This is a genomic window from Micromonospora sp. L31 (assembly GCF_052068075.1).
GTDB classification, from domain to species: Bacteria; Actinomycetota; Actinomycetes; order Mycobacteriales; family Micromonosporaceae; genus Micromonospora; species Micromonospora purpureochromogenes.
Window position 1 is genome coordinate 276,027 of record NZ_JBQHDC010000004.1, and the last position, 24,653, is coordinate 300,679.

At 69.4% G+C, this 24,653-nt stretch carries 20 protein-coding genes and 1 pseudogene; 8 read left to right on the top strand and 13 right to left on the bottom strand.

Translation table 11 applies throughout. The features are described from left to right. Positions 1 to 9 precede the first annotated feature (9 nt). A complete protein-coding gene (locus ACTMS9_RS14020; RefSeq protein WP_441165118.1) occupies positions 10 to 240 on the top strand; it encodes a hypothetical protein in 231 nt (76 codons plus the stop codon). A 21-nt stretch (positions 241 to 261) separates the two neighbouring features. Here the strand turns inward: ACTMS9_RS14020 and ACTMS9_RS14025 are convergent, their stop codons facing one another. Further along, positions 262 to 846: a TetR/AcrR family transcriptional regulator gene (locus tag ACTMS9_RS14025; protein ID WP_441146404.1), complete on the bottom strand. Its 585-nt coding sequence runs from the start codon at positions 844 to 846 to the stop codon at positions 262 to 264. A gap of 66 nt (positions 847 to 912) precedes the next feature. Here ACTMS9_RS14025 and ACTMS9_RS14030 point away from each other — a divergent pair, with 66 nt between their 5' ends. Together ACTMS9_RS14030 and ACTMS9_RS14035 are read left to right on the top strand one after the other, a co-directional pair. Then, positions 913 to 1,398, top strand: a complete 486-nt coding sequence (locus tag ACTMS9_RS14030) for an LIC_13387 family protein (protein ID WP_441146406.1) — start codon at positions 913 to 915, stop codon at positions 1,396 to 1,398. Positions 1,399 to 1,476: 78 nt separating this feature from the next. After that, positions 1,477 to 2,601, top strand: a pseudogene (locus tag ACTMS9_RS14035) (IS630 family transposase). A gap of 67 nt (positions 2,602 to 2,668) precedes the next feature. On the opposite strand, the gene ACTMS9_RS14040 reads toward ACTMS9_RS14035, so the two are convergent. The 3 genes from ACTMS9_RS14040 to ACTMS9_RS14050 all read right to left on the bottom strand — a co-directional run bounded on the left by ACTMS9_RS14040 (position 2,669) and on the right by ACTMS9_RS14050 (position 6,219). After that, complete coding sequence (locus ACTMS9_RS14040) at positions 2,669 to 3,262, bottom strand: TetR/AcrR family transcriptional regulator (protein ID WP_441146408.1); 594 nt, start codon at positions 3,260 to 3,262, stop codon at positions 2,669 to 2,671. Between the two features lie 205 nt (positions 3,263 to 3,467). Then, complete coding sequence (locus tag ACTMS9_RS14045) at positions 3,468 to 4,673, bottom strand: chitosanase (RefSeq protein WP_441165119.1); 1,206 nt, start codon at positions 4,671 to 4,673, stop codon at positions 3,468 to 3,470. Between the two features lie 316 nt (positions 4,674 to 4,989). After that, positions 4,990 to 6,219, bottom strand: coding sequence for a trypsin-like serine peptidase (locus ACTMS9_RS14050; RefSeq protein ID WP_441146412.1), 1,230 nt, complete (start codon positions 6,217 to 6,219; stop codon positions 4,990 to 4,992). A gap of 146 nt (positions 6,220 to 6,365) precedes the next feature. Here ACTMS9_RS14050 and ACTMS9_RS14055 point away from each other — a divergent pair, with 146 nt between their 5' ends. The 3 genes from ACTMS9_RS14055 to galE all read left to right on the top strand — a co-directional run bounded on the left by ACTMS9_RS14055 (position 6,366) and on the right by galE (position 10,683). Continuing rightward, positions 6,366 to 7,349 carry a 2-dehydropantoate 2-reductase gene (locus tag ACTMS9_RS14055; protein WP_441165120.1) on the top strand — a complete coding sequence of 328 codons (984 nt, stop codon included), beginning with the start codon at positions 6,366 to 6,368 and terminating at the stop codon, positions 7,347 to 7,349. Between the two features lie 360 nt (positions 7,350 to 7,709). After that, positions 7,710 to 9,533, top strand: a complete 1,824-nt coding sequence (locus ACTMS9_RS14060; protein WP_441165121.1) for a glycosyltransferase — start codon at positions 7,710 to 7,712, stop codon at positions 9,531 to 9,533. A gap of 37 nt (positions 9,534 to 9,570) precedes the next feature. Then, positions 9,571 to 10,683, top strand: coding sequence for a UDP-glucose 4-epimerase GalE (gene galE / locus ACTMS9_RS14065; protein ID WP_441165122.1), 1,113 nt, complete (start codon positions 9,571 to 9,573; stop codon positions 10,681 to 10,683). Positions 10,684 to 10,707: 24 nt separating this feature from the next. On the opposite strand, the gene ACTMS9_RS14070 is transcribed toward galE, so the two are convergent. Next, positions 10,708 to 11,310, bottom strand: a complete 603-nt coding sequence (locus tag ACTMS9_RS14070; protein WP_441165123.1) for a DinB family protein — start codon at positions 11,308 to 11,310, stop codon at positions 10,708 to 10,710. Positions 11,311 to 11,458: 148 nt separating this feature from the next. Further along, a complete protein-coding gene (locus ACTMS9_RS14075; RefSeq protein ID WP_441165124.1) occupies positions 11,459 to 13,084 on the bottom strand; it encodes a right-handed parallel beta-helix repeat-containing protein in 1,626 nt (541 codons plus the stop codon). A 428-nt stretch (positions 13,085 to 13,512) separates the two neighbouring features. On the opposite strand from ACTMS9_RS14075, the gene ACTMS9_RS14080 reads away from it, so the two are divergent. Beyond that, positions 13,513 to 15,762: a hypothetical protein gene (locus tag ACTMS9_RS14080; RefSeq protein WP_441146423.1), complete on the top strand. Its 2,250-nt coding sequence runs from the start codon at positions 13,513 to 13,515 to the stop codon at positions 15,760 to 15,762. Positions 15,763 to 15,813: 51 nt separating this feature from the next. Here ACTMS9_RS14080 and ACTMS9_RS14085 read toward each other — a convergent pair whose 3' ends face one another. From ACTMS9_RS14085 to ACTMS9_RS14105, 5 genes are all read right to left on the bottom strand, one after another. Beyond that, a complete protein-coding gene (locus ACTMS9_RS14085; protein WP_441146425.1) occupies positions 15,814 to 17,064 on the bottom strand; it encodes an FUSC family protein in 1,251 nt (416 codons plus the stop codon). 124 nt (positions 17,065 to 17,188) lie between these two features. After that, entirely contained in the window at positions 17,189 to 18,127 is a 939-nt protein-coding gene (locus ACTMS9_RS14090) for a hypothetical protein (protein ID WP_441146427.1), read from the bottom strand. Next, positions 18,124 to 18,615 carry a hypothetical protein gene (locus tag ACTMS9_RS14095; protein WP_441146429.1) on the bottom strand — a complete coding sequence of 164 codons (492 nt, stop codon included), beginning with the start codon at positions 18,613 to 18,615 and terminating at the stop codon, positions 18,124 to 18,126. Before ACTMS9_RS14095 ends, ACTMS9_RS14090 begins: the two co-directional genes overlap by 4 nt. Positions 18,616 to 18,618: 3 nt before the next feature. Beyond that, positions 18,619 to 19,953, bottom strand: a complete 1,335-nt coding sequence (locus ACTMS9_RS14100) for a macrolide family glycosyltransferase (RefSeq protein WP_441165125.1) — start codon at positions 19,951 to 19,953, stop codon at positions 18,619 to 18,621. 247 nt (positions 19,954 to 20,200) lie between these two features. Beyond that, the gene (locus tag ACTMS9_RS14105; RefSeq protein ID WP_441165126.1) at positions 20,201 to 21,040 is read right to left on the bottom strand and encodes a helix-turn-helix transcriptional regulator; all 840 of its coding nucleotides are present in this window, start codon (positions 21,038 to 21,040) and stop codon (positions 20,201 to 20,203) included. A gap of 114 nt (positions 21,041 to 21,154) precedes the next feature. On the opposite strand from ACTMS9_RS14105, the gene ACTMS9_RS14110 reads away from it, so the two are divergent. Next, a complete protein-coding gene (locus tag ACTMS9_RS14110; RefSeq protein WP_441165127.1) occupies positions 21,155 to 21,748 on the top strand; it encodes an NADPH-dependent FMN reductase in 594 nt (197 codons plus the stop codon). A 103-nt stretch (positions 21,749 to 21,851) separates the two neighbouring features. On the opposite strand, the gene katG is transcribed toward ACTMS9_RS14110, so the two are convergent. Both katG and ACTMS9_RS14120 read right to left on the bottom strand, forming a co-directional pair. Continuing rightward, positions 21,852 to 24,128 carry a catalase/peroxidase HPI gene (katG, locus tag ACTMS9_RS14115; protein WP_441165128.1) on the bottom strand — a complete coding sequence of 759 codons (2,277 nt, stop codon included), beginning with the start codon at positions 24,126 to 24,128 and terminating at the stop codon, positions 21,852 to 21,854. Positions 24,129 to 24,151: 23 nt separating this feature from the next. Continuing rightward, positions 24,152 to 24,580: a Fur family transcriptional regulator gene (locus ACTMS9_RS14120; RefSeq protein ID WP_357605420.1), complete on the bottom strand. Its 429-nt coding sequence runs from the start codon at positions 24,578 to 24,580 to the stop codon at positions 24,152 to 24,154. Positions 24,581 to 24,653: the final 73 nt, after the last annotated feature.

Here is a 24,653-nt window from a genome sequence, read left to right on the forward strand (position 1 = left end):
AGAACGTTCATGGTGTTGGATGACACGCCCGGGCTGTCGGCCGGGTGGCGTTGTGGCGTTCAGGCTGTGCTGGTGGCAGATCCTGTACGCGTACGGCGGCTGACCGATCAGGAAGGTCAGCAGCTGCTGCGCATCACCCGCCGGGGCACCGGCTCACCGATCCGATTACGGCGGGCCGTGGTCGTGCTCGCCTCGGCCGGCGGCAACACCGTCCCATTGACTGTTGCCAGTGCCGACTAAGGTGCGTCCGGTCCCGTACCTTCAGCTGTCGTCGGGGTCGGCGAGCGCTGCGCGGACGAGGGCCATCGCAAAAGCGCGCAGGTCGGACCGGGACATCCGACGTTGGCCCGGCCCGGTCAGCTGGTCCAGCACCACACCGTCGATGCAGCTCACGAACCATGCGGCGGTTGATGCCGGCTGGGCGCAGTTCTGCGTCTGGAGCATGGCAGCAATGGCCACCCTCAGCCTGTCTCCTGCGTCGACCAGTTCCGCCGCCAGCTCCGGGCGCCGGCGCGAGTGCAGGAGCAGCTCGTAGCGGGCGAGGTGGCGGTGCGCGTCAACGGTGATCCAGTGCCACATCAGGTCGGCGCCCATGTCCGCGAGCTGTTCGGCGGTCATCACGCGATCGGCGATGCCGGTAGCCGCAATCTCGAGCAGGTCGATCTCGACTAGGCGCCGGACGCACGCTGTCACGAGGTCGTCGCGCTTGCGGAAGTAGTAGCTGGTCGATCCGACCGGCAGCCCGGCCTCGGCGTCGACTGCCCGGTGCGTCAGGCCGCGAAGCCCTTCTCGCGCGATCAACCGCAGTCCCGCGTCTGCGATCGCTGACAGTCGCTCAGTTGACATGGCCTCACTCTACAACAGTAGAGTCGGCTCGACATCTGTAGAGTCGTTACGCAGAGGGGCGAGTTGATGATCATTAAAGACAAGGTTGGCCGTCGCCAGAGGACGGCAGTGCGCGTCGGTGGGTGGGCCTTCGTGCTGACCGGGACCGGTCATGTCACCCTGGCGAGCCTCATGCCGTCCACGGGTGACATGCTCGCTGTCGCGCGCCAGATGGAGCAGGCGCGCTTCCCGATGACCCCGAGCCACAGCGTCGCCGACCTCATGCAGGGCTTCAGCGTCGCGATGTCCGTTCTGCTGGTGGCCTGGGGTGTGTCGATTCTGCTCATGACTCGTCACGGCCGGGCCGCAGAGCAGGCGCAAGTCGCCCTCATGCTCGCGCTGTCCCTCGCGCTGCTGGCCACGGCGCTGCTGCTGCTGCCTGCTCCTCCGATCGTCCTGATGACCGTCGCGTCCGTGGCTTTCGCGGTGGCGCTGGGCGCGTCACGCCGTGCGACGACGCCGACGAGCACACCAAGCTCTCGCGGCGCCAGTCCGACGACGGCAGGACGCTAGTGCCGTGACCAAACAACGTTCATGGTGTTGGATGACACGCCCGGGCTGTCGGCCGGGTGGCGTTGTGGCGTTCAGGCTGTGCTGGTAGCAGATCCTGTACGCGTACGGCGGCTGACCGATCAGGAAGGTCAGCAGCTGCTGCGCATCACCCGCCGGGGCACCGGCTCACCGATCCGATCACGGCGGGCCATGATCGTGCTCGCCTCGGCCGGCGGCAACACCGTCCCGGCCATTGCCCGCCTAGTACGGGCCGACGAGGACACGATCCGGCAGGTCATCCACCGGTTCAACGAGATGGGCATGACCTGCCTGGACCCTCGGTGGGCGGGTGGCCGTCCCCGCCAGATCAGCACGGATGACGAGCAGTTCATCGTCACGACGGCCACGGCCCGCCCCGAAGCGTTGGGGCGGCCGTTCACCCGGTAGAGTATCCGCAAGCTCGCCGACTACCTCACCATGCAGCCGGCCCGTCCGATCGTGATCGGGCGTGAACGGCTGCGGCAGATCCTGCAGCGGCACGGCATCACCTTCCAGCGGACCAAGACGTGGAAGGAGTCCACCGACCCGGACCGGGACGCCAAACTCGCCCGCATCGAGTATGTGAGCAGCCATTTTTCGCAGCGGGCGTTCGCATTCGACGAGTTTGGCCCGCTCGCCATCCGCCCGCACGGCAGGGCCGGATGGGCGCCTGCCGGGCATCCCGACCGGCTACCGGCGAACTATCACAAGCTGCACGGCGTGCGGCAGTTCCACGGCTGCTACAGCGTTGGCGACGACCAGCTCTGGGGCGTCGTGCACCGGCGCAAGAGCGCCGCGAACACCCTGGCGGCGCTCAAGTCCATCCGCCGGGCCCGGCCGGACGGGGCACCGATCTACGTCATCCTGGACAACCTGTCCGCGCACAAGGGCAAACCCATCCGCGCCTGGGCGGCCCGCAACAAAATCGAACTGTGCTTCACCCCGACGTATGCGTCCTGGGCCAACCCGATCGAAGCCCAGTTCGGGCCGCTACGGACCTTCGTGATCGCCGGCTCGAGCCACCCGAACCACCCGGTTCGGGCCCGGAAACTGCACGCCTACCTACGCTGGCGCAACGCCAACGCCCGCCACCCCGAAGTCCTGGCCGCCCAACGCCGCGAACGAGCCCGCGTCCGCAGCGAACGACAACGCCGCTGGGGCCAACCCGCCGCACGAGCAGCCTGACCCCAACACCTCAAACCTTCTTGGTCACGGCGCTAGGTACCGCGGATACGGCGACTTCCAGGCAGCCCTAGTCCGGCCGCAGGTAGCCGTCGACCAGCCGGGCCAGCTCCCGGTCGAACTCGGCGACCGGCACGTCATCGGCGACCGTGCGGAGGGACAGTACGAAGGACTGCGTGGTCAGGTAGACCATGCGGGCCAGCACCTCGGCATCGTCGGCGCGGACCGAGCCGTCCTGATGGCCATCGACCAGCGCCGCCACGAGAAACCGCAGCATCTCGTCCTGGCCGTTGCCGCGCCGGTCGAGCAGGTACGGCAGCAGCACCTCCGGATCGACGTCGCGAATCTTGCACAGCAACGGGTGACTCCGCAGCACCCGGGCCGCCGCCACCACCCGCGAGACCAGGCGCGACCGGGCCGAGCCCGCGCGCCCGTCGTCCGCGGCCTCCATCAGCACCTGATGCCACTCCCGGCTCATCAGGTCCCCGATCAGCGACTGCACGTCGGGCCAGCGCCGGTAGACCGTCATCCGCGAGACCCCGGCACGTCGCGCCACGTCCGTCAGCGTCGTGCGCCGCACCCCGTAGGCGAGGACACAGTCCCGGGCAGCGTCCAGGACCGCGTCGTCGACGCCGCGCTCGCCGGGCTGGCTCACCTCCACCACGCGGAATGTCTACCACGCCCCCTGTTCCGGCCGCCCCGGGCGTGGACGACATGCGGGTCATGGTGACCGCGGGAGTGCCGATCCGGGCGCGGCCGGTGACGCCACTCCCCCGGCGCGGGAGCGCGACCGGCCCGCCGGCCGTCGGCGCGGGCCCGGCGGGCAGGCGTGACAGGGAACGACCTACCCCATCGCGACCGGGAGGGCGTCAGCCGATGCGGTACTGGTCGCCGTAGACGGCGAAAACCAGCGGCGTGTTCAGGTTGAAGTTGCCGTTGTTGAGAAAGACCCGCTGGGCGGTGTCGACGCGGGAGGTGTCCGAGTGAGCCGGCTCCTTCCTCATCTCGGTGACCCGCTCATCAAGAAAGGCGTTCAGCCAGGTCCGCTCGTCGCCGCCCTGCGCCGGCGGCTTCGCTCGGGTGAGGGCACGGCTGCGGATCCCTCGCATGCCCTCATAGCCGTGCATCACCGCCGCGTCGTAGTAGGCGAACTGCCCGAGCGCCCGTACGCCGTCGGCCTTGCCGTCGCGTACCGACGGGTTGAAGTACACCCGGTCCCGCTCGGCCTCCTGCGCGACCCGGAACACCGGGTCCGCGGCGGCGGTCCGCCAGTCGCGGGGGAAGTACGGGTCGAGGCCGGCGTGCGAGTCGGTGCCGTTGACGGCGCGCAGGGCCGGCAGGTACCCGGCCAACACGTTGCCGGGCTTGGTCCTCGTGTAAGCCTCCACCAGTGCGAGCATGTCGCCCGTGCCGGAGCAGAAACCGATGATGCCGGCGGTGTAGCCCCGCCCGTCGCCGATGTCCTCGATGTAGGAGAACTGCGCGCGCCAGTCGAGGGAGGAGTTCTCCGCCGCCGAGACGAGCTGCATGGCGACGTCCTTCTTCGCCGGGTCGTCGAGGGGGGCGCCGGCCGGGGCGGACGGGCTGGGCGTGGCACCGCCGCCGGGCAGGACCCACCGCTGGTTGGCGTTGCCGGAGCAACTCCAGATCTGCAACCGGGTGCCGTTGGCCGTGCTCCAGTCCGTGGTGTCGAGGCACTTGCCCGAGCCGGTGTTGACCAGCGCGCCGTTGCTGGCGGCCCACTTCTGGGCGCCGGCGCCGTTGCAGTCGTACAGCTGCACTTTGGCGCCGTCGGCGGTCGACGCGGCCGTGACGTCCAGGCACTTGCCGAGCGCGCGGATCGAGCCGTCGGCATTGCCGACCGTCCATGCCTGGGCCGCGGTGCCGTTGCAGTCCCAGAGCTGGACCGGCGTGCCGTTGGCCGGGTTGGCGCCGGCCACGTCGACGCACTTCCCCCCGAGGCCGGTGATCGGCCCGGCCGACGCGGCGCTGGCCGACGACAGGCCGTAGCCAACCGTCGCGGTGGATACCAGCAGAGCCGCTGAAAGGTGGGCGACTGTCCGCTTGCGAAGCATGGGCTCTCCTCGGATGGGGGGTGCGGTGCTACCGCCCTCCGGTTGGTGGCCTGCGCCGCGTCGGACGGTCCCGGTTACCGCCGTGACGCATTAGATAACCTTATTAACAGATATCACTACGTCTATGCGCTGTCAATCTACCGACGGTGCTGGGGAACCTGCCCGCCCGCGGCTCGGCCCTTGCGAGCGCGCAGATCTCCCGGATCGCAGCTATGCCCCGTGGCCCGCGCCGGCTGTGGTGGCGTGCAGGTACAGCACGCCGATGGGCCGCTGGGGCGCGGATCGCACCCCAACGGCCCGTCGTTGTCAGCAGTCGTCAGCCGTTGTCGATCAGGCTGGCGATCTGGTTGTAGATCAGGTGCGCCTTCGCGCCCTGGTTCGACGGACAGCCGCCCAGGTGGTGCAGGGCGATCACCCGGTGGCTGGCGTTCAGCACCGGCGAGCCCGAGTTGCCGCCAGAGGTGTCACAGCTGTAGCTGATGTTCCAGGTGTTGTAGTTCGCGTTCCGCACGGTGCACGTCGTGCCACCCTGGGTGTTCTCGTAGATCGACAGTCGCTTCGGGCTGCCGTCACCGTGCCCCGGGATGTACATCCGCGCGCCGGTGCTGGTGGCGGTCGTCGCCAGGTACAGCGTGCCGAAGCTCTGGATGGTGGTGAAGTTGTTCACCGAGTACAGGGTGTAGTCCAGTTCGCCGGAGCCGCCCGAGCTCACCTTGTAGAGGGTGGCGCCGCTCACCTTGGTGCCGGGCCCAGGGTTCGCGCCGCCGCAGGTGGCGCACTGGTAGTTGAACTGCATCTCGCTGCCGCTGACGGCGGACTGCGTCGAGAAGCAGTGCTTGTTGGTCAGCATGCGGTTGGTGTTGCCGACCCGCCAGGTGGTGCACAGCCCACCGCCGCTGATCAGCAGCCGCGCCACCGCGTTGCCGCGGGCGTACTCGCTGGGGTGGCTGCTCTGGTAGCAGACCACATCGCGGCGAGCGTCGGTGCTGCAGACGGACTGCGTGGAGAAGTTGTGCTGCGCGATCTCCGTGCGGTCGTAGCCGCGCCAGAACCGGTCGATGGTGGCGGCGCTGCCACGGGAGCGGCCGCTGCTGTGCAGCGTCACCACCGCGGTGTCACCCTCCACCGACATCGCCCAGAAGCCCGGCTGCCCGTCGGTGGTGTAGTCCGAGCCGGTCGCCCGGTTCAGGTAGCGGTCGTATCGGTAGCTCTCCTCGCCGTCAGGGCTCGACACGGTGACGTGGTCGCCGTGGGCCAGTCGCAGTGCACTGAAGTGCACCTTGACGTACGCCGCGCCGGGGTGCCGAATGATCTGCGTCCGGCCGCCCCGGGCATAGGACAGGGAGCCGTCGACGGTGCGGAGTTCACCGACCGTGGTGACGCCCTCGGCCGAGAACTGATCCGATTCGGGTGCCCGCTCGGAATGCGGTGCGACAGGTCGCACCGAGTACGCCTCAGCGGCGGGTACTGACAGCAGGCTCAGCCCAAGTGTGCAGGCGCCGAGCGCGACCGCCGCCGTTCGCAGGCGGCGCAGGGCATGTTTCATCGTCGCTCCTCCCCCGGAACCAGCATCCGGACGTGCCTTTGCACCTTCATACACGAACTCAATTGACACATGCAAGTACGTCAATACTTCTGCCGGTCGGCGGCAGGTACGACGGCATGCCTCCACTGAGGTGTAGTTTCGGCTCCGTGCGAAAGGTCTGCGTGGTCGGGGCGGGCGCGGTCGGCGGGGTGATCGGCGCGCGCCTGGCCCTGGCCGGGCTCCCCGCGTCGGCCCTGGCCAGGAACGACACGCTGGCCTCGCTGCGTACCCACGGCTGGTTGTTGAGCCCGCGCGACGGCGGGCCGCAGGCCGCCCCGGTGGCCGCGGCCACCGACGACGCCGCGGCACTGGGCCCGCAGGACGTCGTGATCCTCGCGGTGAAGGCGCACCACCTGCCCGCGCTCGCGCCCGCGCTGGCGCCGCTGCTCACCCCGGAGACCGTGCTGGTCCCGGCGCTGAACGGGGTGCCGTGGTGGTTCTTCCACGACTTCGGCGGTCCACTGGCCGGCACCGGCCTGGACGCGGTCGATCCTGGCGGCGTCGTCTCGAAGGCGCTGCCACCTGAGCAGGTGATCGGCTGCGTGGTCTACCTCGCCGCCCGCACCCTCCGGCCCGGGCACGCCGTGCACACCGCGGGTGACGAGCTGGTCATCGGCGAGCCGTCGGGCGTGGCGTCCGCCCGGGCGGCGGCGGTGGCCGCCCTGCTGCGCGGCGGCGGGTTCACGGTGACGGTTTCGGAGTCGATCCAGCGGGACGTCTGGTTCAAGCTCTGGGGCAACATGACCATGAACCCGATCTCCGCGCTGACCGGCGCCACCGCCGACCGCATCCTCGACGACGCGCTGGTCAACACGTTCGTACAGCGGGTCATGACGGAGGCGGCCGAGATCGGTGTGCGGATCGGCTGCCCGATCTCGCAGAGCATCGCGGAGCGCACGGAGGCCACCAGACGGCTCGGCGCCTTCAAGACCTCCATGCTCCAAGACGCCGAGGCTGGTCGCAGCATCGAGCTGGACGCCCTGGTCACCGCCGTCCGTGAGATCGGCGGGCTGACCGGCGCGCCCACCCCGCACCTGGACGCGTTACTGGGTCTCACCCGCCTCGCGGCCCGCGAGCGCGGCCTCTACTGACCGAGGCCCGCGGCAAGGCGGCTCGCGTTTGGGCATCCCACTTTGCCCCTTATGTGCAGATCCTCAGTTTCGCGGGATTGCTGCTACTAGCATCGCTTTAGTCGGTTTCGCGCTGACCGATGATCCCCCTGCCGGACAGAACCGGGACGACTGAGCGCCATCGCATCGACAATCATCGATCTTGATACGGGGACCGCAAGTGCACGTGCAGACTTCGGGGAATCGGCGAGCCGGCGGGCGTCGCCGGGCGGACGCATCCGGTACGGAACACTCCGGTCGGCGCTACCGTCTCGGCGAGGACGTCCGGCGATCGGGAAGACCGCCGGAGACCTGGGCCGGGCAGCGGGCACGGACCGCGGCATGAGCGCTCCGGCTCGGCCAGCACCCGAGACACTCGAAACCGAGATCCGGGATCTCTCGGGCGGCCGCGTCCTCCGCGCCGGGCCCGGTGGACCGACCTTCACGCCCTTCCGGTACCTGCGCGCCACCCGGGCAGCCACCTTCGTATCGGCCCTGCGTTGGCACGACCGGGTGGCCGTCGCCGGGCTGACCGCCGGCTGGGCGACCTCCTTCGTGGCCTTCTGGTTGTGGTGGTGGCAACCCGCGCACCGCGTCGGCTGGGCGGGACTGGCCCTGAACAGTCTGCTGCTGCTGTACCTGACCGCGCTGCCCGCCTACTACCTCCTCGCCGTCTCGCGATTGCGGCAGGTCAATCCCGCGCTCGGGGTGCCTCGGCTGCGGGTGGCCTTCGTGGTGACCCGCGCACCGTCAGAACCCTGGTCGCTCGCCCACCGCACCCTCACGGCGATGCTGGCCCAGCAGTTTCCCTACCCCTACGACGTCTGGCTCTGCGACGAGGACCCGTCCGAGCAGGCCTTGCGATGGTGCGCCGCGAACGGGGTCGGGGTGTCCAGTCGACGTGGCGTCGCCGCCTACCACCGGGCCACCTGGCCTCGCCGTACCCGCTGCAAGGAAGGCAACCTCGCCTACTTCTACGACCACTGGGGTTACCGGGACTACGACGTGGTCGCCCAGCTCGACTGCGACCACGTGCCCCAACCGACCTATCTCGCCGCGATCACGCGACCGTTCGCCGATCCCGCCATCGGCTACGTCGCCGCACCGAGCGTCTGTGACGCCAACAGCGCGAACTCGTGGTCGGCGCGGGGACGACTGCACCGCGAGGCGACCTATCACGGCCCGGTGCAGCTGGGCCACAACCGCGGCCTGGCTCCCCTGTGCATCGGCTCGCACTACGCCGTACGGACGCAGGCGCTGCGGGAAATCGGCGGTCTCGGCCCCGAACTGGCCGAGGACTTCTCCACGACGTTCCTGCTCACCTCCGCCGGCTGGCAGGGTGCCTTCGCCATCGACGCCGAGGCGCACGGCGACGGCCCGCTCACGGTCGCCGATATGCTGATCCAGGAGTTCCAGTGGTCGCGCAGCCTCACCATGCTGCGCTACGACCTCGCGCCGGATCACCTGCGGCGGATGGGCGCCGCGTTGCGGCTGCGCTTCGCGTTCCAGCTGTCCTACTACCCGCTACTGGCGATCGCGACCGTCGTCGGCCTCGCCCTGCCCCCGTTCGCCGCGGTCACCGGGCTGCCGTGGGTCAACGTCAACTATCTGGAATTCCTGGCCCGCCTGGCCGCCGTATCACTGTGGCTGCCCCTACTGACCTTGCTGCTCCGCCGGCGCGGGCTGTTGCGCCCCCGATCCGTGCCCGTCCTGAGCTGGGAAGGTGTCCTGTTCGCCCTGACCCGCTGGCCGTACGTCGTGTGGGGCGTGCTGGCCGCGACGCGGCTCAACGCCCGGCCCAGGCAGGTCTCCTTCAAGGTCACCCCCAAGGCGCGCACCGGCCTGGAACGACTCCCCACCCGACTCGTCCTGCCCTATGCGGCGATCACCGTGGTGCTGTCCGCGGCGGCCCTGCTCGGCGAGCGGTCGGCACACACCCCGGGGTACGTCTTCCTCTGCATCCTCGGCGCCCTCTGCTACGCGGCGGCAGGCCTCGCCGTACCCGCTCTGCATGTGGTGGAGGCAGCCCGGGCCGCCGGGCTGCGCGTGTGGTCAGCCGTCCCGACCGCCGCCGGACCCCTGCTGGTCGGCGTGGTGGCGCTCCTCCCGCTCGCGGCGGCCATCGCCGGCTACTCCTACGCCGCAGTGCTGCTCCATATCCGATAAACGCCCCGCTGCGCGGACGCACAGGAAGGAATTTCTCATGTCTGGTTTGAAGACTGTCCTGGTGACCGGCGGCGCCGGCTTCATCGGGAGCCACACCTGCGTGGAGTTGCTCGAGCACGGCTACGAGGTGTGCATTGTCGACAACTACTCCAACAGCTCACCGGCGGCGCCGAGCCGGGTCGAGAAGGTGGCGGGCCGCCCTCTGCTGAGCGTCTACGAGGCCGACGTACGTGATCGTCGGGCGATCTCGGCGATCTTTGCGGCGAACCCCATCGATGCGGTCATCCACTTCGCCGGGAGGAAGGCGGTCGGCGAATCGGTGTGGATTCCCGTCGACTACTACGACACGAACGTCGGTGGCACGACGAGCCTGCTGCGAAGCATGCGGGAAAACGGCGTGCACCGCCTGGTCTTCTCCTCATCGTGTTCCATCTATGGGGAGGCGACCCGGATTCCGATCGACGAGCAGGCCCCGCCACGGCCGACGAACCCGTACGCCAGATCGAAATGGATGTGCGAACAGATCATCGCCGACGCCTGCCGGCAGCACCCGGAGCTGGCGGCCTATGCGCTGCGATACTTCAACCCGGTCGGCGCACATCCCAGCGGGCTGCTCGGCGAGGACCCCCGCGGCATCCCGCAGAACGTGATGCCCTATCTGATGCAGGTCGCAATCGGCAGGCTCGAACGGCTGAGCATCTTCGGCCGCGACTACGCCACCGCGGACGGTACGGCGGTGCGCGACTACATCCATGTCATGGACGTCGCCCAGGCGCACCGCATCGCACTGGAGCGCCTCGACGAGGTGACGGGACTGGAGACCCTCAATCTCGGCACCGGCGTGGGGACGTCGGTCCTGGAGCTCGTCCGGGCGGTCAGCGCGACCTGTGGAAAGTCCCTGCCGTACGACATCGTCGAACGGCGGCAAGGTGACGTGGCCAGACTGGTTGCCGACCCTGGCGCGGCGGCCCGGAAGTGGGGCTGGCGCACGACCCGGAACCTCGCCGCGATGTGCCGGGACGCGTGGCGCTTCCAGCTGCTGAATCCCGCCGGATTCGACGACGACCTGACGAGGCCGGCCGCCATCCCGACGGCGCGATCGCTCGATGCGGACGCGATGCCGAGATCACCTGCACCCGACCATCGTTGACGCTCGACGGCGACGATCACCGGCTTACGACCGCGCCTCAGGCAAAATGGTAGGACCGGCTGCCTTGGCGGCCCGCTCGATCTGCGCGCGTCTGGCCTCCCAGAAGGCCGCGTCGGGCTGCCGGTCGGCGTATCGGGCTGCTGTCCCGGTCAAACCGTCGAGTTGTTCGCGCAGGATGTCGGCATGTCCGGCGTGCCGGTTCGTCTCGGTGAGCACGTGGACCAGGATGGCGAACAGTGTGACCTGTGGACGCGGCCACCAGGGCACGTAGCCGGGCGAGTCGATGTCCAGGGCGATGATCGTCGCGTCTGAGTGCTCCCACACGCGACGGTAGCGGTCGATGACCTCCTCGCGCGTCTCGTGCTCGGTCGCCCACATGTCGCTGCCGCGCGCCTCGGCGTCGTCCCAGCGACCCAGCGGTTCGGGGAACGGCCGCCCGAAGACCTCGCCGAAGTACCTGGCCTCCCAGACCGACAGGTGCTTGACCAGGCCGAGAAGATTCGTGCCGGTCGCGGTCAGGGGGCGGCGGACGTCGTACTCGCCGAGCCCGTCGAGCTTCCAGAGGATCGCCTCGCGAACCTCACGCAGGTCGCTGTGCAGATGCGTCTTCGCGAAGTCGTCGATCATGGGGCAGGAGCCTGCCAGGTGCTCCCGGCGGCCTCAACCCGCGACCATCACAAGGGGCCAGGCCTGACCGACGTCGTGTCCCGACCGCCACCATGGGCCGACCGCAGGCGCCGTCGACAACGGTGTCCACGCAGTGGCGAGACGTCGCTCAGGTGGCGGGCTGGATGGCCCCGACGGTGCCGGCCCCGACGAGCGGCCGGCCCAGGAAGTCCACCGGTCCCGGATCGACATCGAAGAGCGACCGGAGTTTGAGGGCGCGGCCGGCCAGCGGCGAATCGCGGTGCGGCGTGAGCGCTTTCGCCCGTTGGGCCGGCGAGCCGGCGCGACCAGCCCTCCCGAAACCCGGGTCTGCGCTCGATCCGCCGACCCTCGCCCCGAGGCGTTCCTGCCCGCTCGCCGCGCGCCAATCTTCCAGATTGGCGTAGGACGCGCCAGCCCACGAAACGGCCCAGCTTCCCGATTCGGCGAAGTAGTTGTTGCCCTGCAGCAGGACGTCGGCCGTCGAGAACTCATCGGCGAGCACGAGGTTGGTCCCACCCGAGACGATCAGGTTGTTGCGCAGGACGACGTTGGACAGGCCACCAAAGAACTTCTGCAGACGGATGGCCGCGGGGGCCCAGTCCTTCGCCTCCATCACCACGGTGTTGTGGTAGACCTCGGCGTTGCTGACGGACCCGGCCAGGTGGATACCCGCGTACTCCGGCAGCTTGCGGGCGTCGTTGATGCTGAGGTTGAAACGGACGACGTTGTCGGTGTGCGCGGTATTGGACTGTCCGCTGTAGAGCAGATACCCGGCGCCGTCGTTGTCGTAGGACAGGTTGTACTGCAGGACCGACGAGGAGACGTTCTGGTCCATGTCGAAGCCACCGCCGTCCTTCTGGCCGGCCGTGTGGTTGCGGAATGAGACGTTGCGCTCCATGACCACAGCGGTCGAATCATAGGTCCAAATGCCGACCGGCCCTTCGGGCGCCGCAGCCAACGACCCGTTGTCGTGCGCAGTGGACCGCTCGATGCGCCCGCCCCGCACACTTCCGAGCGCGATTCCGCTGCCCGTGTTATTGAAGTGATTGGTCGGGTCTCCCGGGTTGTGGTGCGCCTCGACCTCGGACACGACAACATCTTCGTGCGCGTAGCGCGGCGCCGCGGCATCGAAGCGAGGCCCGAAGCTGACCAGTCCGTTCTCCGTGTTTCCGTGCAGGTTGGCAGCACGGATCCGTACGCCACGAAAGCCGGTGGATCTCGGGCCGGCGGCAATCTGGATTCCGTTCTTGAATCCGCTCACCTCGACCCCGGTGATATGCACGTGGTCGAGTGTCCGGCCGTCGGTCACGTCGGAGTAGAGCTCGATCCCGCCGGTGGTCCGGTTGTCCGCCCCGCCGCCGACGATCACCAAGTCGCGGATCTCGATGCCGGCCGTGTTGTGCACCCTGATCCCCGCGCCGCCGATGGCGTCGATCGTGGCACGGCCGGCGCCGTAGGTGCCGACGACGACCGGATGTGCCGCGTCACCCGCCTCTCCGGGCCCGAAGGTCAGGCTCCCACGAAAGTGCGCACCCCCTTCGAACAGGAGTTTGTCTCCCGGCTTGAAGGCGAAGGCGGCGGCCTTGTCCAGCGATCGCCACGCGGTGGCGGGCGAGGAGCCGTCGCGGGCGTCGTCCCCGGTCGGGCTGACATGGAACGTGTGGATCACGGGCGGAGCGGCTCCCCGGTGCGACCTGAGCTCGAGAACATGCGCGACCAGGGGGAGGAACACCGCCAGCGCCAGCGCCAGCACCGCGACGATTCGCCGACGTGCCCGCCGGGTGGCTGGCGGGCCTGACAGGGCCGCCTGCAGACCAACCTCACCCTGTTGCCTATCTGTGCCGGCTAGCACGAACTCCTACCGCCCTTCCCCCTACATACCTTCACAAACATCCTATATCGGAATTTTCGCCCGCCCTGGTACTTGTACTCGTCATCCGCCCGGACGCCGCCGGATTCACGTGCGGGTTCCTGACCCACATCCACTCCTTGTGCGAGCACGGCTCACGCGCGTACCCCGGGAGATGCCGACCTTGCCGGCCGGTCCCGCGTCCCGGGGTTAGAGCCCGTCGGGTGGGGTAGATCCGCCTTCCACTCGGCCGGCCGGACCATCCTCAGCCCGCCACTGCGGTGGGGCTGCCGAGATGTCTCGGAGGGTCGATGGCAGAAGGACCAGCGCGAGTGAGCGGGCCGGCAACGCCGAACAACGTGGTGGAGTTGCGGGTCCACGGGATCGCCGCCGCAGGTGCCGCCCAGGTGTTGGACCGACCGAACGTGCAGCAGGTCGCGGGGGATCGCAGCGCGGGCTTCTACCGGCCACGACCCGGCTACTCGGAGGTCAGCGGCCCGAGTGGGGCGACCCTGGAGGCGTACCGGTGGAGTGACCTGCCCTCCGGCACCGCGGTTCGGACCCTCTCGCTGCTGTTCCTGCTGCCGTTCCTGCTGCTCAACGTGGCGATCTGGATGCGCCCGGGACATTCGGCTTCCGACGCGGTGGTCAGATCTCTGTGCCGGGTGCTGGGCCTCACCCTGACCGCCCTCTACGTGCTTGCCGCCGTCGGCGTCGCGCTGGACCTCGTCGCCTGGCAGTGCATGTCCTCCTCGGCCTGCCTGTCTGGTCGTAGCTGGCTGTCCTGGCTGGGTGAACGGCCCACCGGGTTGCGGCTGGCGGTGCTCGCGCTGGTGCCGGCCGCCGCCATCGGCCTGATCTGGTGGGCCAGCACGCGCCCGGGACGGTCGTTTCAGGCGTTCCGCGCGCCGGACAGCACGGTGTCCGGACATCCGCTCAGCACCGTCGGCCAGTGGGACGCCGAGCCACTGGTGGGACGGCTGCGCTCGGTCCACATCGCTGCGGCGTTCGCAACGCTGGACGGCAGCCTGCTCGCCGCCCGGGCCGCACAGGGCGCCTCGGCCATCACCGTCGTGTTGGCAGTGGCAACGGGAGGTGTCCTGGCCACCTGTGTAGCCCTGCTCTGCACGCCCCCGCTGATCGACCGGGCCCCCACGAACCGGCGGCTCGACGGTGCCGCCCGCCTGCTGCGGACGATCGCCGTCGGTCTCACCGTCGCGGTCTGCGCCCATGTCCTGACCAGCCCCACACGCTGGCAGGAGGGGGGTGGCCTGCCCGGCTACGGCTCGACCCTCACCTGGCTGTTCGTCGCTCATGCCGGGCTGCTGGCCGCCCTGGCCGCCGCGCTGCTGTGGCGGCCGGACCGACGGCCGGGTCACCCACCGCTACTCGGACTGGGCGCGCTGGCGACCGCGGCGGCGGCCGCCGGTCTCGCGGTGGCGTTCTCCGCCGAACTCGTCCGCCGGGTGGCCGACTACCTGGACCGCACCGCATCGACCCCACCAGACCTGGTCCCCCGCCCACCAGCTGCGTACGCCTGGGCGATCTACGGCTTCTTCCGGGCGGCGCTGATCACGCTGGTCGTCGCCAGCGTGGTGACCCTGATCTCCCGACGCGACCGCTCCCGCGCGGCGGCCGCGATCGTCGCACGCGACTTCCCGGACCCGCCGCCGGAGGCCGCACCCCGGCTGCGGCAGGTGCAGCAGGCGATCGTCCGGGCCCGGTTCACCGAACAGCTGATACCGCTGGCCGTGGTCTACGCCTGCCTCGCCGGACTCAGCGCGGCAACCACCGCACTGGACCTGCTCGGGCTGTATCCAGGCGACGCGATCGAGCGGTATGCAGGAGTGCCGGCCGGCCTGGTCAACTTCGGCATCGGGATGGGCAGCTACCTGATCGCGGCGACCATGCTCAGTCTGGTCATCGGCGGAATCTTCGCCTACCGGACCGCCGGGTTCCGGCGCCACGTCGGCGTTCTCTGGGACCTGGCCACCTTCTGGCCTCGCGCCGCCCACCCCTTCGCGCCGCCCTGCTACGCCGAACGGGCCGTGCCCGAGCTGGTACGACGCATCACCTACCTGGTCGAAAGCGGCAACGCCGTCCTGTTCGCCGGGTACAGCCACGGCTCCGTGCTGGTCACCGCTGCCGTTCTCCAACTGCCGCCGCACGTCAGCGACCGGGTCGCCCTACTCACCTATGGCTCACCACTGCGGCGGATCTACGCCCGGCTCTTCCCCGCCTACGTCGACGACGACATGCTGAACGAAGTGGGTGGCCGAGTCAGCTGGCGATGGCTCAACCTGTGGCGCGACACCGACCCGATCGGCGGATGGATCTTCTCCGCCCACCGGCCGGACGAGTCGCCCACCGTCACCGGCCCGGCGGCGACGGTGGACCGCCGCCTCCGAGACCCGAGCGACGTAGTCGTCCCACCCAGCGACAGCGTCCCCCCACCGATCAAGGGACACGGGCCCCGCGAGTCCGACGAGCCGTACATCGAGGCGGCGCGCGATCTGGTCGAGCGCCTCCGCAAGCCGATGGACCCAGGGCCCCATCCGGCCGACCCACCGGCCGGACGATGAATTCGACGCCCCGGCTGCCGGATCAGAGCCGCCCGGCCGACGCATCCGGCGTCAGGCGCGGATGATCGGCGCTATGGCCGTAGGCCCGCTTCGCCGAGCTTGTTGCGACGGATCCGGCAGCCTGCCGAAGGCGCACCGGACCCGCCTGTTGGCTTCCGCCTGCGAGAGGCCGGACGCGACGAGCAGGTCGCTGGCCGTGGTGCGTATCTGGGCGAGGACGACGGTCCCGGAGAAACCAATGTCATCCCCGTACGCTGCGCCGGCGTGTTGAACGGCTTGCAGGGCTTTCGCCCGCGCATCGTGCGGCTCACGTCGAGCCGCAAACTCGTCCCGAAGTATCCGCACCGTCCCGGCAAGAGCGAGAACCGCGTCGATCATCGCTGCCGGGACTGGCTCCTTGTCCTCAATGGCAGTGACAGCTCGACGGATCATCGTCCCGCTGTTGCCCATCGCCCGCTCCAACGGCTCGGCGGTTCGGGCGTAGTGACTGAGCACGCCGTGCCGGTGCCGCCATGACAACGGAGACAGCCGGGTGACCTCCCGCGCGCCCGCCACCGCCTCCCGCAGTACCCGAAGTTCCTCCTGGTTACCGCGCAGTCGGTCCCGGGCACGGATCGCCCGCTCGATGTCACGCTCGCACAACGCCGCTGCCGTTTCCGTCAGCTGTTCGACCAGCGTGCGCAGCGCCGGTCCCGCGGCACGCCTGACGACTCTCAACGGGTTGACCGGCAAGAGGATCGCCGTGGCCAGTGCGACACCACCGCCGAGCAGCGCGTCAACGAACCGGGAAAGCTCCACGTTCGGGGCCTGCGGGCTCAACGTGGTGATCAGTACCGCGGTGCTCGCCGTCTGGATCACCACCGCCGCCCGACTGCTGAGTGCGAAGGCTGCGAGAATCGACATGACGACAACCAGGCCAAGCTGCCAGGGCCCGGTGCCTATGAAAGACAGCAGCGCATCGCCAACAAGCACCCCCAGCGCCACACCCACGACCAGCTCGACGATCCGCCGTACCCGTTGCCCCACGGACACGGCCAGAGTCCCGACCGCAGCGAGCGGAGCGAACACGGGACTGGCATTGCCGGTCAGTTCGTGCGACAGCAGCCAGGCGGTTACCGCGGCGATGCCCGCCTGTAGGGCCACGATGCCGCCGCCGTACACCCGGACCGCCCGCTCTCGCACCTTGAGTCGTTGGACGAGCCGGTCCTCGGCGGCGCCCCGTCCACCCGCCCGCACGAGCCGTTCCCAGCGCGAGCCGGGACTCCGCTTCAGGTCTCGGCGCCGTGGCACCTGTTGACGCATGCAGCGCTTTACCCGTGAATGCGCGCCACACACGGCCAATGACGATCTACGAGCGGAATACCGCGACCGTACGAACAACGGCTGATCGACCGATCGAGGGAGAGCCGCCAGATGACGACCGAGACTACGGGTCGTCGGTTTTCGCAGTCGCGCTGAGGCGGTCCCGGATCAGCGCGATCACGGTGTCGGCGGTGCGGTCGAGGTAACTGCGGCCATCGGGTAGCCGGGCCTCCGGGCTGATGTAGCTGAGCGGACCGACGTGGGTGGCCGGGTCGAGCAGATGCACGGTGATCTTCCCTTCCCGGTCAGCCCGGTTCCAACCGCTCCACCGGAACAGCCGCCACCGCTGCGGGAACATCCAGGTGCTGACTCGCTCGATCCGGTCGCCGGCACTGGTGAGCCGGTCGAGGTGCTGGGCGTGACTGATGTCGTTGGCCCCGTTGTGGAACCCGCCCAGAGTGATCAGCCAGAGCGGGGAGCGCAGCTGGGACCACAATTCGTCCACCGCGCCGGTGGCGACCTGGGCGCCGCCGCTGTAACTGAGCATCACCACGGGGATCCCGCTGTCACGCCGGTAACCGGCGAGCCGGAGCTGAGCGGCGATCTGCGAGCCGACGGCACGGTTGTACAGGGGACGGTACCGGCGGTCGGCGGCGACGAAGATCTGCATCACGTTGTGCAGGAACAGCACCAGCCCGATGTGGCGACGCAGCCATACCCACACCGGCCGGTCGGCCAGCGGAAGGGCCAGCGGGGAGTAGGGCTGCACCTGGCCCAGCACCCTGAGCTCCGGCGCCCCGTCGATCAGGGACTTGACCAGTCGGCCGCCGTCGCGGGTGTCGTGGAAGCGGCGTTTCCCGATACCGTCCAGATAGACCAGGTATGCGTCCGGGGGGCGGTCCGGCTCCGCGCCCCGGGCGGGGGGCATGCCCTTGGGGCGTGCGACGGTGGGATCCCGCCAGCCTGCGGCATACACCAGCACCTCGTAGCGGGCGAGCAGAGCTTCGGCGATAAGGACCGGTCCGATCGCGCCCAGCAGCAGCAGGAGCGCAAACTCGATCATGTGAGCGGCTCCGGTGCTCTTGGCCTGTTGAGCCGCACGACCAGGCGGCGGACGCCCTCGACCGCGACGCCAAGCCCGAATCCCGCGAGGGCTACGCAACCGGCGGCGTCCCACCAGCCGAGCCCGGCCGCTGTGGCGAGCGCAGTGGCGAGGCCGCTCCCCACTCCCACCATGAGGACCACGTGCAGCAGCGGCCCGAGCAGCGGGAACGCGAGGACTGCGGCAAGCAGCAGCGGGGCGGCCAGGGCTGGTGTCCAGACCAGCGCGGCCTCCTCGGACGGTGCGGTGGGCAGCAGCAGCTCGGCAACGGTCCACGCGGACAGTGGCCAGAGCGCGAATACCGCGCCGTCGACCACGGCGCCGGCCAGCATCAACCCGATGACCCTGGTACGTGACACGCCAGACAGGCGTGCCACCACGGGCACGAGACGCCCGGCGGCCTCGGACAGCCCGGCGAACAGCAGCAGGATGGCGACGAGGGGGGACATCGGTCAGCCCTGCGGTGGCAGATCGGCAGAGACCGGCTGAGTGACCCGGCCGGTCTGCTGCACATAGCGCTGGAGTTCGTCGGCGGCGCGCGAATAGCCGCCTGCCTCGCGCTGGGCGACCCGCAGGGTGCTCGCGGCGGCCCGGAATCGGGGCTCGTCGAGCAGGCGCTGGGCGAGGGCGCGCACAACCTCCACGTTGACGTCCTCGGTGCGGATCGCGAGGCCGGCATCGAGCTCGACGACGCGGGAAGCCACCAACGACTGGTCAGCGCCCTGCGGGACCACCAGCATCGGGACGCCGGCGTACAGAGCCTCGTTGACGCTGTTCACCCCGCCGTGAGTGATGAACAGCGCTGCGCGGGACAGCACCTCCAGCTGCGGTACGGAGCGGTGGGCGATCACGTTGGCCGGCAGCGGACCGAGCGCGGCGGGATCGGTGGGTCCGGTGGCGACGATCACGGTGCCATCCAGCGGGGCGAGCGCGTCGGCAAAGCTGCGCAGTAGCCGGGGGTCGGCGCCGAACACCGTGCCCAGCGAGGCGTAGAGCACCGGGTCCCGCAGCCGGTCGACCGGGAACGACGAGTCGGCTGGGCGGGCGCCGATGCTCGGTCCGACGAACCGGTAGGACTGGTCGAAGCTGTCGGCCTCGGGGTGGAACGCCCGCGAGGTGTAGACCAGGTTGAGCGGCTGACGGATGTTCGCCAGGTCGACCGGGGGTACCGCACGCGTGTCGTACCGGCGGCGCAGCTCCCAGCGCGACCTCAGGTACCCCCCGGCGGGGCGGGGCAGGGCCGCCGCCGCGGCGAGCAACTCCCAGGAGCCGCGGGTGGGGCTGGGCACGTGCCGGTTGAACGCGAACGTGGTGAACGACGACGCTGCCGGCACGTCGAGTTCCCGGGCGGCCACCGGCCCCCACAGGCAGGCGGAGTCGTGCACGATCAGATCGGGCGGGGTGCCGCGCAGATCGGCGAGGACGGCGGGCAGCACGCGTACGGCGGTGCGCGCGAGCTGTTCCATCAGCGTGACCGGCGTTGGCGGGCCGGAAAGCGGTATGTCATCCCCGGAATAGAGGAGCACTCGCGCGCCGGTGGCGGCGATCTTTTCTGAGTAGGCGGGCGTCGTGTGGTAGGTGACGGAGTGGCCACGACGAACAAGCTCGGCCACGATCGGCAGCGTCGGATTGATGTGCCCGTGCATGGCGATGTTGAGGAATGCGATTGCGCTCATCGGCCGACCCCGGACAAGGAAGGAGTCACTGCCCGGCACCATGTAACGATCATGATCCGCCCTTCTCGGTAACAGCGTAGACGCCGCCGGACGGGACAGGGCCGCGGACAAGGTACTCGCCTCGTTTTGCGGGCAGGTTCGAGCGGATCGAGCCGCACCACACCGCGATCGATCTTGAGGTCACGACGTTTCGGCAGCTCACTCAACGGGCCGGACACGCGGCCCGGACACGATGCGACGCCGCTGCGTCGGGCGGTGCGGGACGCCGACGCTGGCCTGACCGGCCGCGCCTGCCCTCACCTTTTGCGGCAAGGGGCAGTCGGTAGCGGGTAATGGGCGAAAGGGCCAATGCCATGAGCTAGATAACCGCGCGAAGGATACGGTCGGGTTGGTGACGTAGCCGCTCCATGGCCCGCGCCGTCGCGTCATCAGCCGGCAGGAGAACGACCAGCTCCTGTGCGTCGTTTTTCGGCAACTCGAGCTTCTCTCGCTGCCACCGAAGCTCGTGCGCAATGGGGTGGTTGACCCGAAGCGGCACGTGCGGTGGGGGCAGGTGGCGGTTGAGTCGTCGGGTGAACTCCTTTCCGGCCAGGGGGGCGAGCTCGGCCCTGAACCATTCGGAGGTCTCCGCGGACGGCCCGAGCCACAGTTCGAATGCTCGTTCGTCGGCCACCTGGTCCCAGTCCGGGAAGAAGGTCCGGGCGTGCGGATCGGTGAACACGTAGCGCGTCAGGTTCGGCGTCCCGCTCTCGAGCAGCCCGATCCCACGCATCAGCAGCTCGAACTCACGCGTGTATGCGAGCACGTCTCCCAGGCGGTTGGTGACGAATGCGATGCCGGGCTCAAGGAGTCGGAGGGTCTCCAACACGGTGGGCCGGACCTGGCGGTTGGGCGGCGCCGGCCGCCCGCGCCCTGGGCACCCTCCGCCGGTGATCTTGGCGAGGTGGCGCAGGTGATTGCGTTCGGCGGCATCGAGGCTCAAGGCGTCGGCAAGAGCATTGACCACCGCAGGGGACGGGTTACGGTCTCGTCCCTGCTCGATGCGGGTGAGGTATTCGACGCTGATCCTGGCACGCGCGGCGAGGTCTGAGCGTCGTAGCCCAGGAGACCGACGGCGGCCACGATCAGGCAGTCCGAACGATTCCGGCTGGATGGTGTCGCGCTTGGCGCGGATGAAGTCGCCCAGCGGCGTGCTCATGTTCGGGAGCCTAGCGCGGTCTCCCCAGCGCATCGAAGCCCGCAGGGTGGCCCCACGAGGGCCAGCCTGCGCCCGGTCTGGTTGCCAACGCCCGGACGATGGACCGTGGAGCCCATGAGCGAGAAGCACAAGTTGGTCATCATCATCGGGAGCGTTCGAGAGGGCCGGTTCGGGCCGGTCGTCGCCTCCTGGGTCGCCGACCAAGCGCGCGAGCACGGCGGGTTCGACATCGACGTCGTCGATCTCGCCGACGCCGAGATCCCGCTGTCGTTGCCGGCAGCCTCACCGAAGTTCGCCGGCGACTCGTACCCGCGCCCCGACGAAATGGCTTCCTTGACGTCCCACCTCAACGACGCGGACGCATTCATCATGGTCACGCCGGAGTACAACCACAGCTACCCCGCGTCCCTGAAGGCCGCCATCGACTGGCATTTCACCCAGTGGACGGCCAAGCCCGTCGCTTTCGTCAGCTACGGGGGTGCGGCTGGCGGGCGGCACGCTGTCCTCCACCTGGAGAACGTGCTCACCGAACTGCACGCCGTGACAATCCGCGATGGCCTGGCGTTCCCGAACTACCGCACAACGTGGGAAGACGGCCGGCCGCTGGACCCCCAGGCGCCCGGATATGCCAAAACCCTGCTGGACCAGCTCACCTGGTGGGCCGCCGCCCTGCGTGCGGCACGCAACTCGGTCCCGTACCCGGCCTGAAGGGATCACCCGGCCAGCTGCGGCCCGGATCACCGAATCCAGTGCCAGGCGAGCCCCGGTCGATCGCTGGTGGATCGACCGGGGCTCGTCGGCTGGAGCCGGGTCAGGCGAGGTCGAACCGGTCGAGTTCCATGACCTTGGTCCAGGCTGCGACGAAGTCGCCCACGAACTTGTCGCGCGCGTCCTGGCTGGCGTAGACCTCCGCGAGGGCCCGTAGCTGGGAGTTGGAGCCGAAGATGAGGTCCACCGCGGTGGCGGTCCACTTCACCTCATCGGTGGCCAGGTCCCGGATCTCGTACACGTGCTCCTCGGACTCCGACGCCTTCCACCGGGTGCCCGGGGAGAGCAGGTTGACGAAGAAGTCGTTGGTGAGCACGCCGGGCCGGTCGGTGAGGACACCGTGCCGCGCACCGCCGACGTTGTTGCCGAGGGCGCGCAGACCGCCGAGCAGGACCGTCATCTCCGGCGCGGTCAGGTTCAGCATGTACGCACGGTCGACGAGCAGCACCTCCGGCTGGGTCTTCTCGCCGGGACGCAGGTAGTTGCGGAACCCGTCGGCGCGCGGCTCCATGACCCGGAACGACTCGACGTCGGTCTGCTCCTGCGTGGCATCGGTGCGACCCGGCCGGAACGGCACGGTCACCTCGACACCGGCGTCGCGCGCCGCCTTCTCGACCGCGGCCGAGCCGGCCAGCACGATCAGGTCCGCGAGCGAGATCTGCGCGTTGCCGGCGGAGTTGAACTCCCGCTGGATGCCCTCCAGGGTCGCCAGGACCGTCGCGAGCTGCTCCGGCTGGTTGACCTCCCAGCTCCGCTGCGGCTCGAGCCGGATCCGCGCCCCGTTGGCGCCACCGCGCTTGTCGGTGGAGCGGTAGCTCGCGGCCGACGCCCACGCGGTGGAGATCAGCTGGGCAGTCGTGAGGCCGGATTCCAGGACCTTCGCCTTGAGGGCGGCGACGTCGGCGTCACTCACGAGCTCGTGGTCGACGGCCGGCACCGGGTCCTGCCACAGCTGGGGCTCCGGGACCCACGGCCCGAGGAAGCGGCTGACCGGACCCATGTCGCGGTGCAGCAGCTTGTACCAGGCCTTGGCGAAGGCCAGTGCGAACTCGTCGGGGTTCTCCAGGAAGCGGCGCGAGATCTTCTCGTACGTCGGGTCGACGCGCAGTGCCAGGTCGGTCGTGAGCATCGTCGGCTTGTGCTTCTTCGACGGGTCGTGGGCGTCTGGGATGATCGCCTCGGCATCCTTGGCGACCCACTGCTTCGCACCGCCGGGGCTCGTGGTGAGTTCCCACTCGTTGCCGAAGAGGATCTCGAAGAAACGGTTGCTCCACTGCGTCGGCCGGTCGGTCCACGTCACCTCGAGACCGCTGGTGATCGTGTCCCCGCCCTTGCCGCTGCCGTAGGTGCTCAGCCAGCCCAGGCCCTGCGCCTCCAGCGGGGCGGCCTCGGGCTCGGGGCCCACGTGGTCGTCGGCGACGCCGGCGCCGTGGGTCTTGCCGAAAGTGTGGCCGCCGGCGATGAGGGCGACGGTCTCCTCGTCATTCATCGCCATCCGGGCGAAGGTCTCGCGGATGAAGTGCGCCGCCGCGGCCGGGTCCGCGTTGCCGTTGGGACCCTCAGGATTGACGTAGATGAGACCCATCTCGGTCGCGCCGACGCCTTCGGCCATCTCCTTCTCGGAGACGTAGCGCTCGTCACCCAGCCAGGTGTCCTCCGGACCCCAGAAGATCTCCTCGGGCTCCCAGACGTCCTCACGGCCGAAGCCGAAGCCGAAGGTCTTGAAGCCCATCGACTCCAGGGCGACGTTGCCGGCGAGCACGAGCAGGTCGGCCCACGAGATCTTCTGGCCGTACTTCTGCTTGACCGGCCACAGCAGCCGGCGGGCCTTGTCGAGGTTGGCGTTGTCCGGCCAGCTGTTGAGCGGGGCGAACCGCTGACCACCGTCGCCGGCGCCGCCGCGACCGTCGTGGATGCGGTAGGTGCCTGCGGCGTGCCAGCTCATCCGGATCATCAGGCCGCCGTAGTGGCCGAAGTCGGCCGGCCACCAGTCCTGCGAGGTGGTGAGGACCTTGGTGATGTCCTGCTTGAGAGCCTCGACGTCGAGCTTGGCGAACTCCTCGGCGTAGCTGAAGCTCTCCCCCAGCGGGTTGCCCTTGGACGAATGGGCATGCAGCACCGAGAGGTCGAGCTGGTTGGGCCACCAGTCCCGGTTGGTGCGCGGACGACCACCGGTCTTCGGGGTCGGCGAGTCGATCGCCGGGTTCTCGCTCTCGCTGCCGTGCGCGGTCACGGAGTCGTGCGCGACCGGACAGCCGGCCGCCTCCTTCTTGTCCACGCCCTGCGCGCTGGAGGGGGTGTAGTCCTGGGTGTCGCTCATCTACTTCCTTCCGAGCTGGCGGATCACTGGGAGGTGCGTTCGGTTGCACAGTCGGGGCAGGTGCCCCAATACACAACCTCCGCCTCGTCGACCACGAAACCGTGGTCATCCGAGGCGGTGAGACAGGGAGCTTGGCCGACAGCGCAATCGACATCGGCGATCGCACCGCACGAGCGGCACACGACATGGTGGTGGTTGTCCCCCACCCGCGACTCGTACCGGGCGGTCGCACCGGCAGGCTGGATGCGTCGCACCAGACCGGCGTCGGTGAGCGCCCGAAGCACGTCGTACACCGCCTGGTGGGAGACCGTGGGCTGATCGGCCCGTACCAGCGCGATCACCGTGTCGGTGTCGACGTGCGGATGGTCGCGCAGCGCTGCGAGCACCGCCAACCGGGGCCGGGTCACGCGCAACGAGACCGCCCGCAGCTGGGTCTCGAAGTCGGACGTCATGTGACGACCATAGTCCAGTTTTCTGGAACGAATCAAGTATTCGCCGGACTCCACCCGCACACTTCGACGCAGA

Excerpts from the sequence above, each read along its gene's own strand:
- ACTMS9_RS14020 (WP_441165118.1), top strand. The coding sequence starts at position 10 with ATGGTGTTGGATGACACGCCCGGGCTGTCGGCCGGGTGGCGTTGTGGC.
- ACTMS9_RS14025 (WP_441146404.1), bottom strand. The coding sequence starts at position 846 with ATGTCAACTGAGCGACTGTCAGCGATCGCAGACGCGGGACTGCGGTTG.
- ACTMS9_RS14030 (WP_441146406.1), top strand. The coding sequence starts at position 913 with ATGATCATTAAAGACAAGGTTGGCCGTCGCCAGAGGACGGCAGTGCGC.
- ACTMS9_RS14045 (WP_441165119.1), bottom strand. The coding sequence starts at position 4,673 with ATGCTTCGCAAGCGGACAGTCGCCCACCTTTCAGCGGCTCTGCTGGTA.
- ACTMS9_RS14050 (WP_441146412.1), bottom strand. The coding sequence starts at position 6,219 with ATGAAACATGCCCTGCGCCGCCTGCGAACGGCGGCGGTCGCGCTCGGC.
- ACTMS9_RS14060 (WP_441165121.1), top strand. The coding sequence starts at position 7,710 with ATGAGCGCTCCGGCTCGGCCAGCACCCGAGACACTCGAAACCGAGATC.
- galE (WP_441165122.1), top strand. The coding sequence starts at position 9,571 with ATGTCTGGTTTGAAGACTGTCCTGGTGACCGGCGGCGCCGGCTTCATC.
- ACTMS9_RS14070 (WP_441165123.1), bottom strand. The coding sequence starts at position 11,310 with ATGATCGACGACTTCGCGAAGACGCATCTGCACAGCGACCTGCGTGAG.
- ACTMS9_RS14085 (WP_441146425.1), bottom strand. The coding sequence starts at position 17,064 with ATGCGTCAACAGGTGCCACGGCGCCGAGACCTGAAGCGGAGTCCCGGC.
- ACTMS9_RS14090 (WP_441146427.1), bottom strand. The coding sequence starts at position 18,127 with ATGATCGAGTTTGCGCTCCTGCTGCTGCTGGGCGCGATCGGACCGGTC.
- ACTMS9_RS14095 (WP_441146429.1), bottom strand. The coding sequence starts at position 18,615 with ATGTCCCCCCTCGTCGCCATCCTGCTGCTGTTCGCCGGGCTGTCCGAG.
- ACTMS9_RS14105 (WP_441165126.1), bottom strand. The coding sequence starts at position 21,040 with ATGAGCACGCCGCTGGGCGACTTCATCCGCGCCAAGCGCGACACCATC.
- ACTMS9_RS14110 (WP_441165127.1), top strand. The coding sequence starts at position 21,155 with ATGAGCGAGAAGCACAAGTTGGTCATCATCATCGGGAGCGTTCGAGAG.
- katG (WP_441165128.1), bottom strand. The coding sequence starts at position 24,128 with ATGAGCGACACCCAGGACTACACCCCCTCCAGCGCGCAGGGCGTGGAC.
- ACTMS9_RS14120 (WP_357605420.1), bottom strand. The coding sequence starts at position 24,580 with ATGACGTCCGACTTCGAGACCCAGCTGCGGGCGGTCTCGTTGCGCGTG.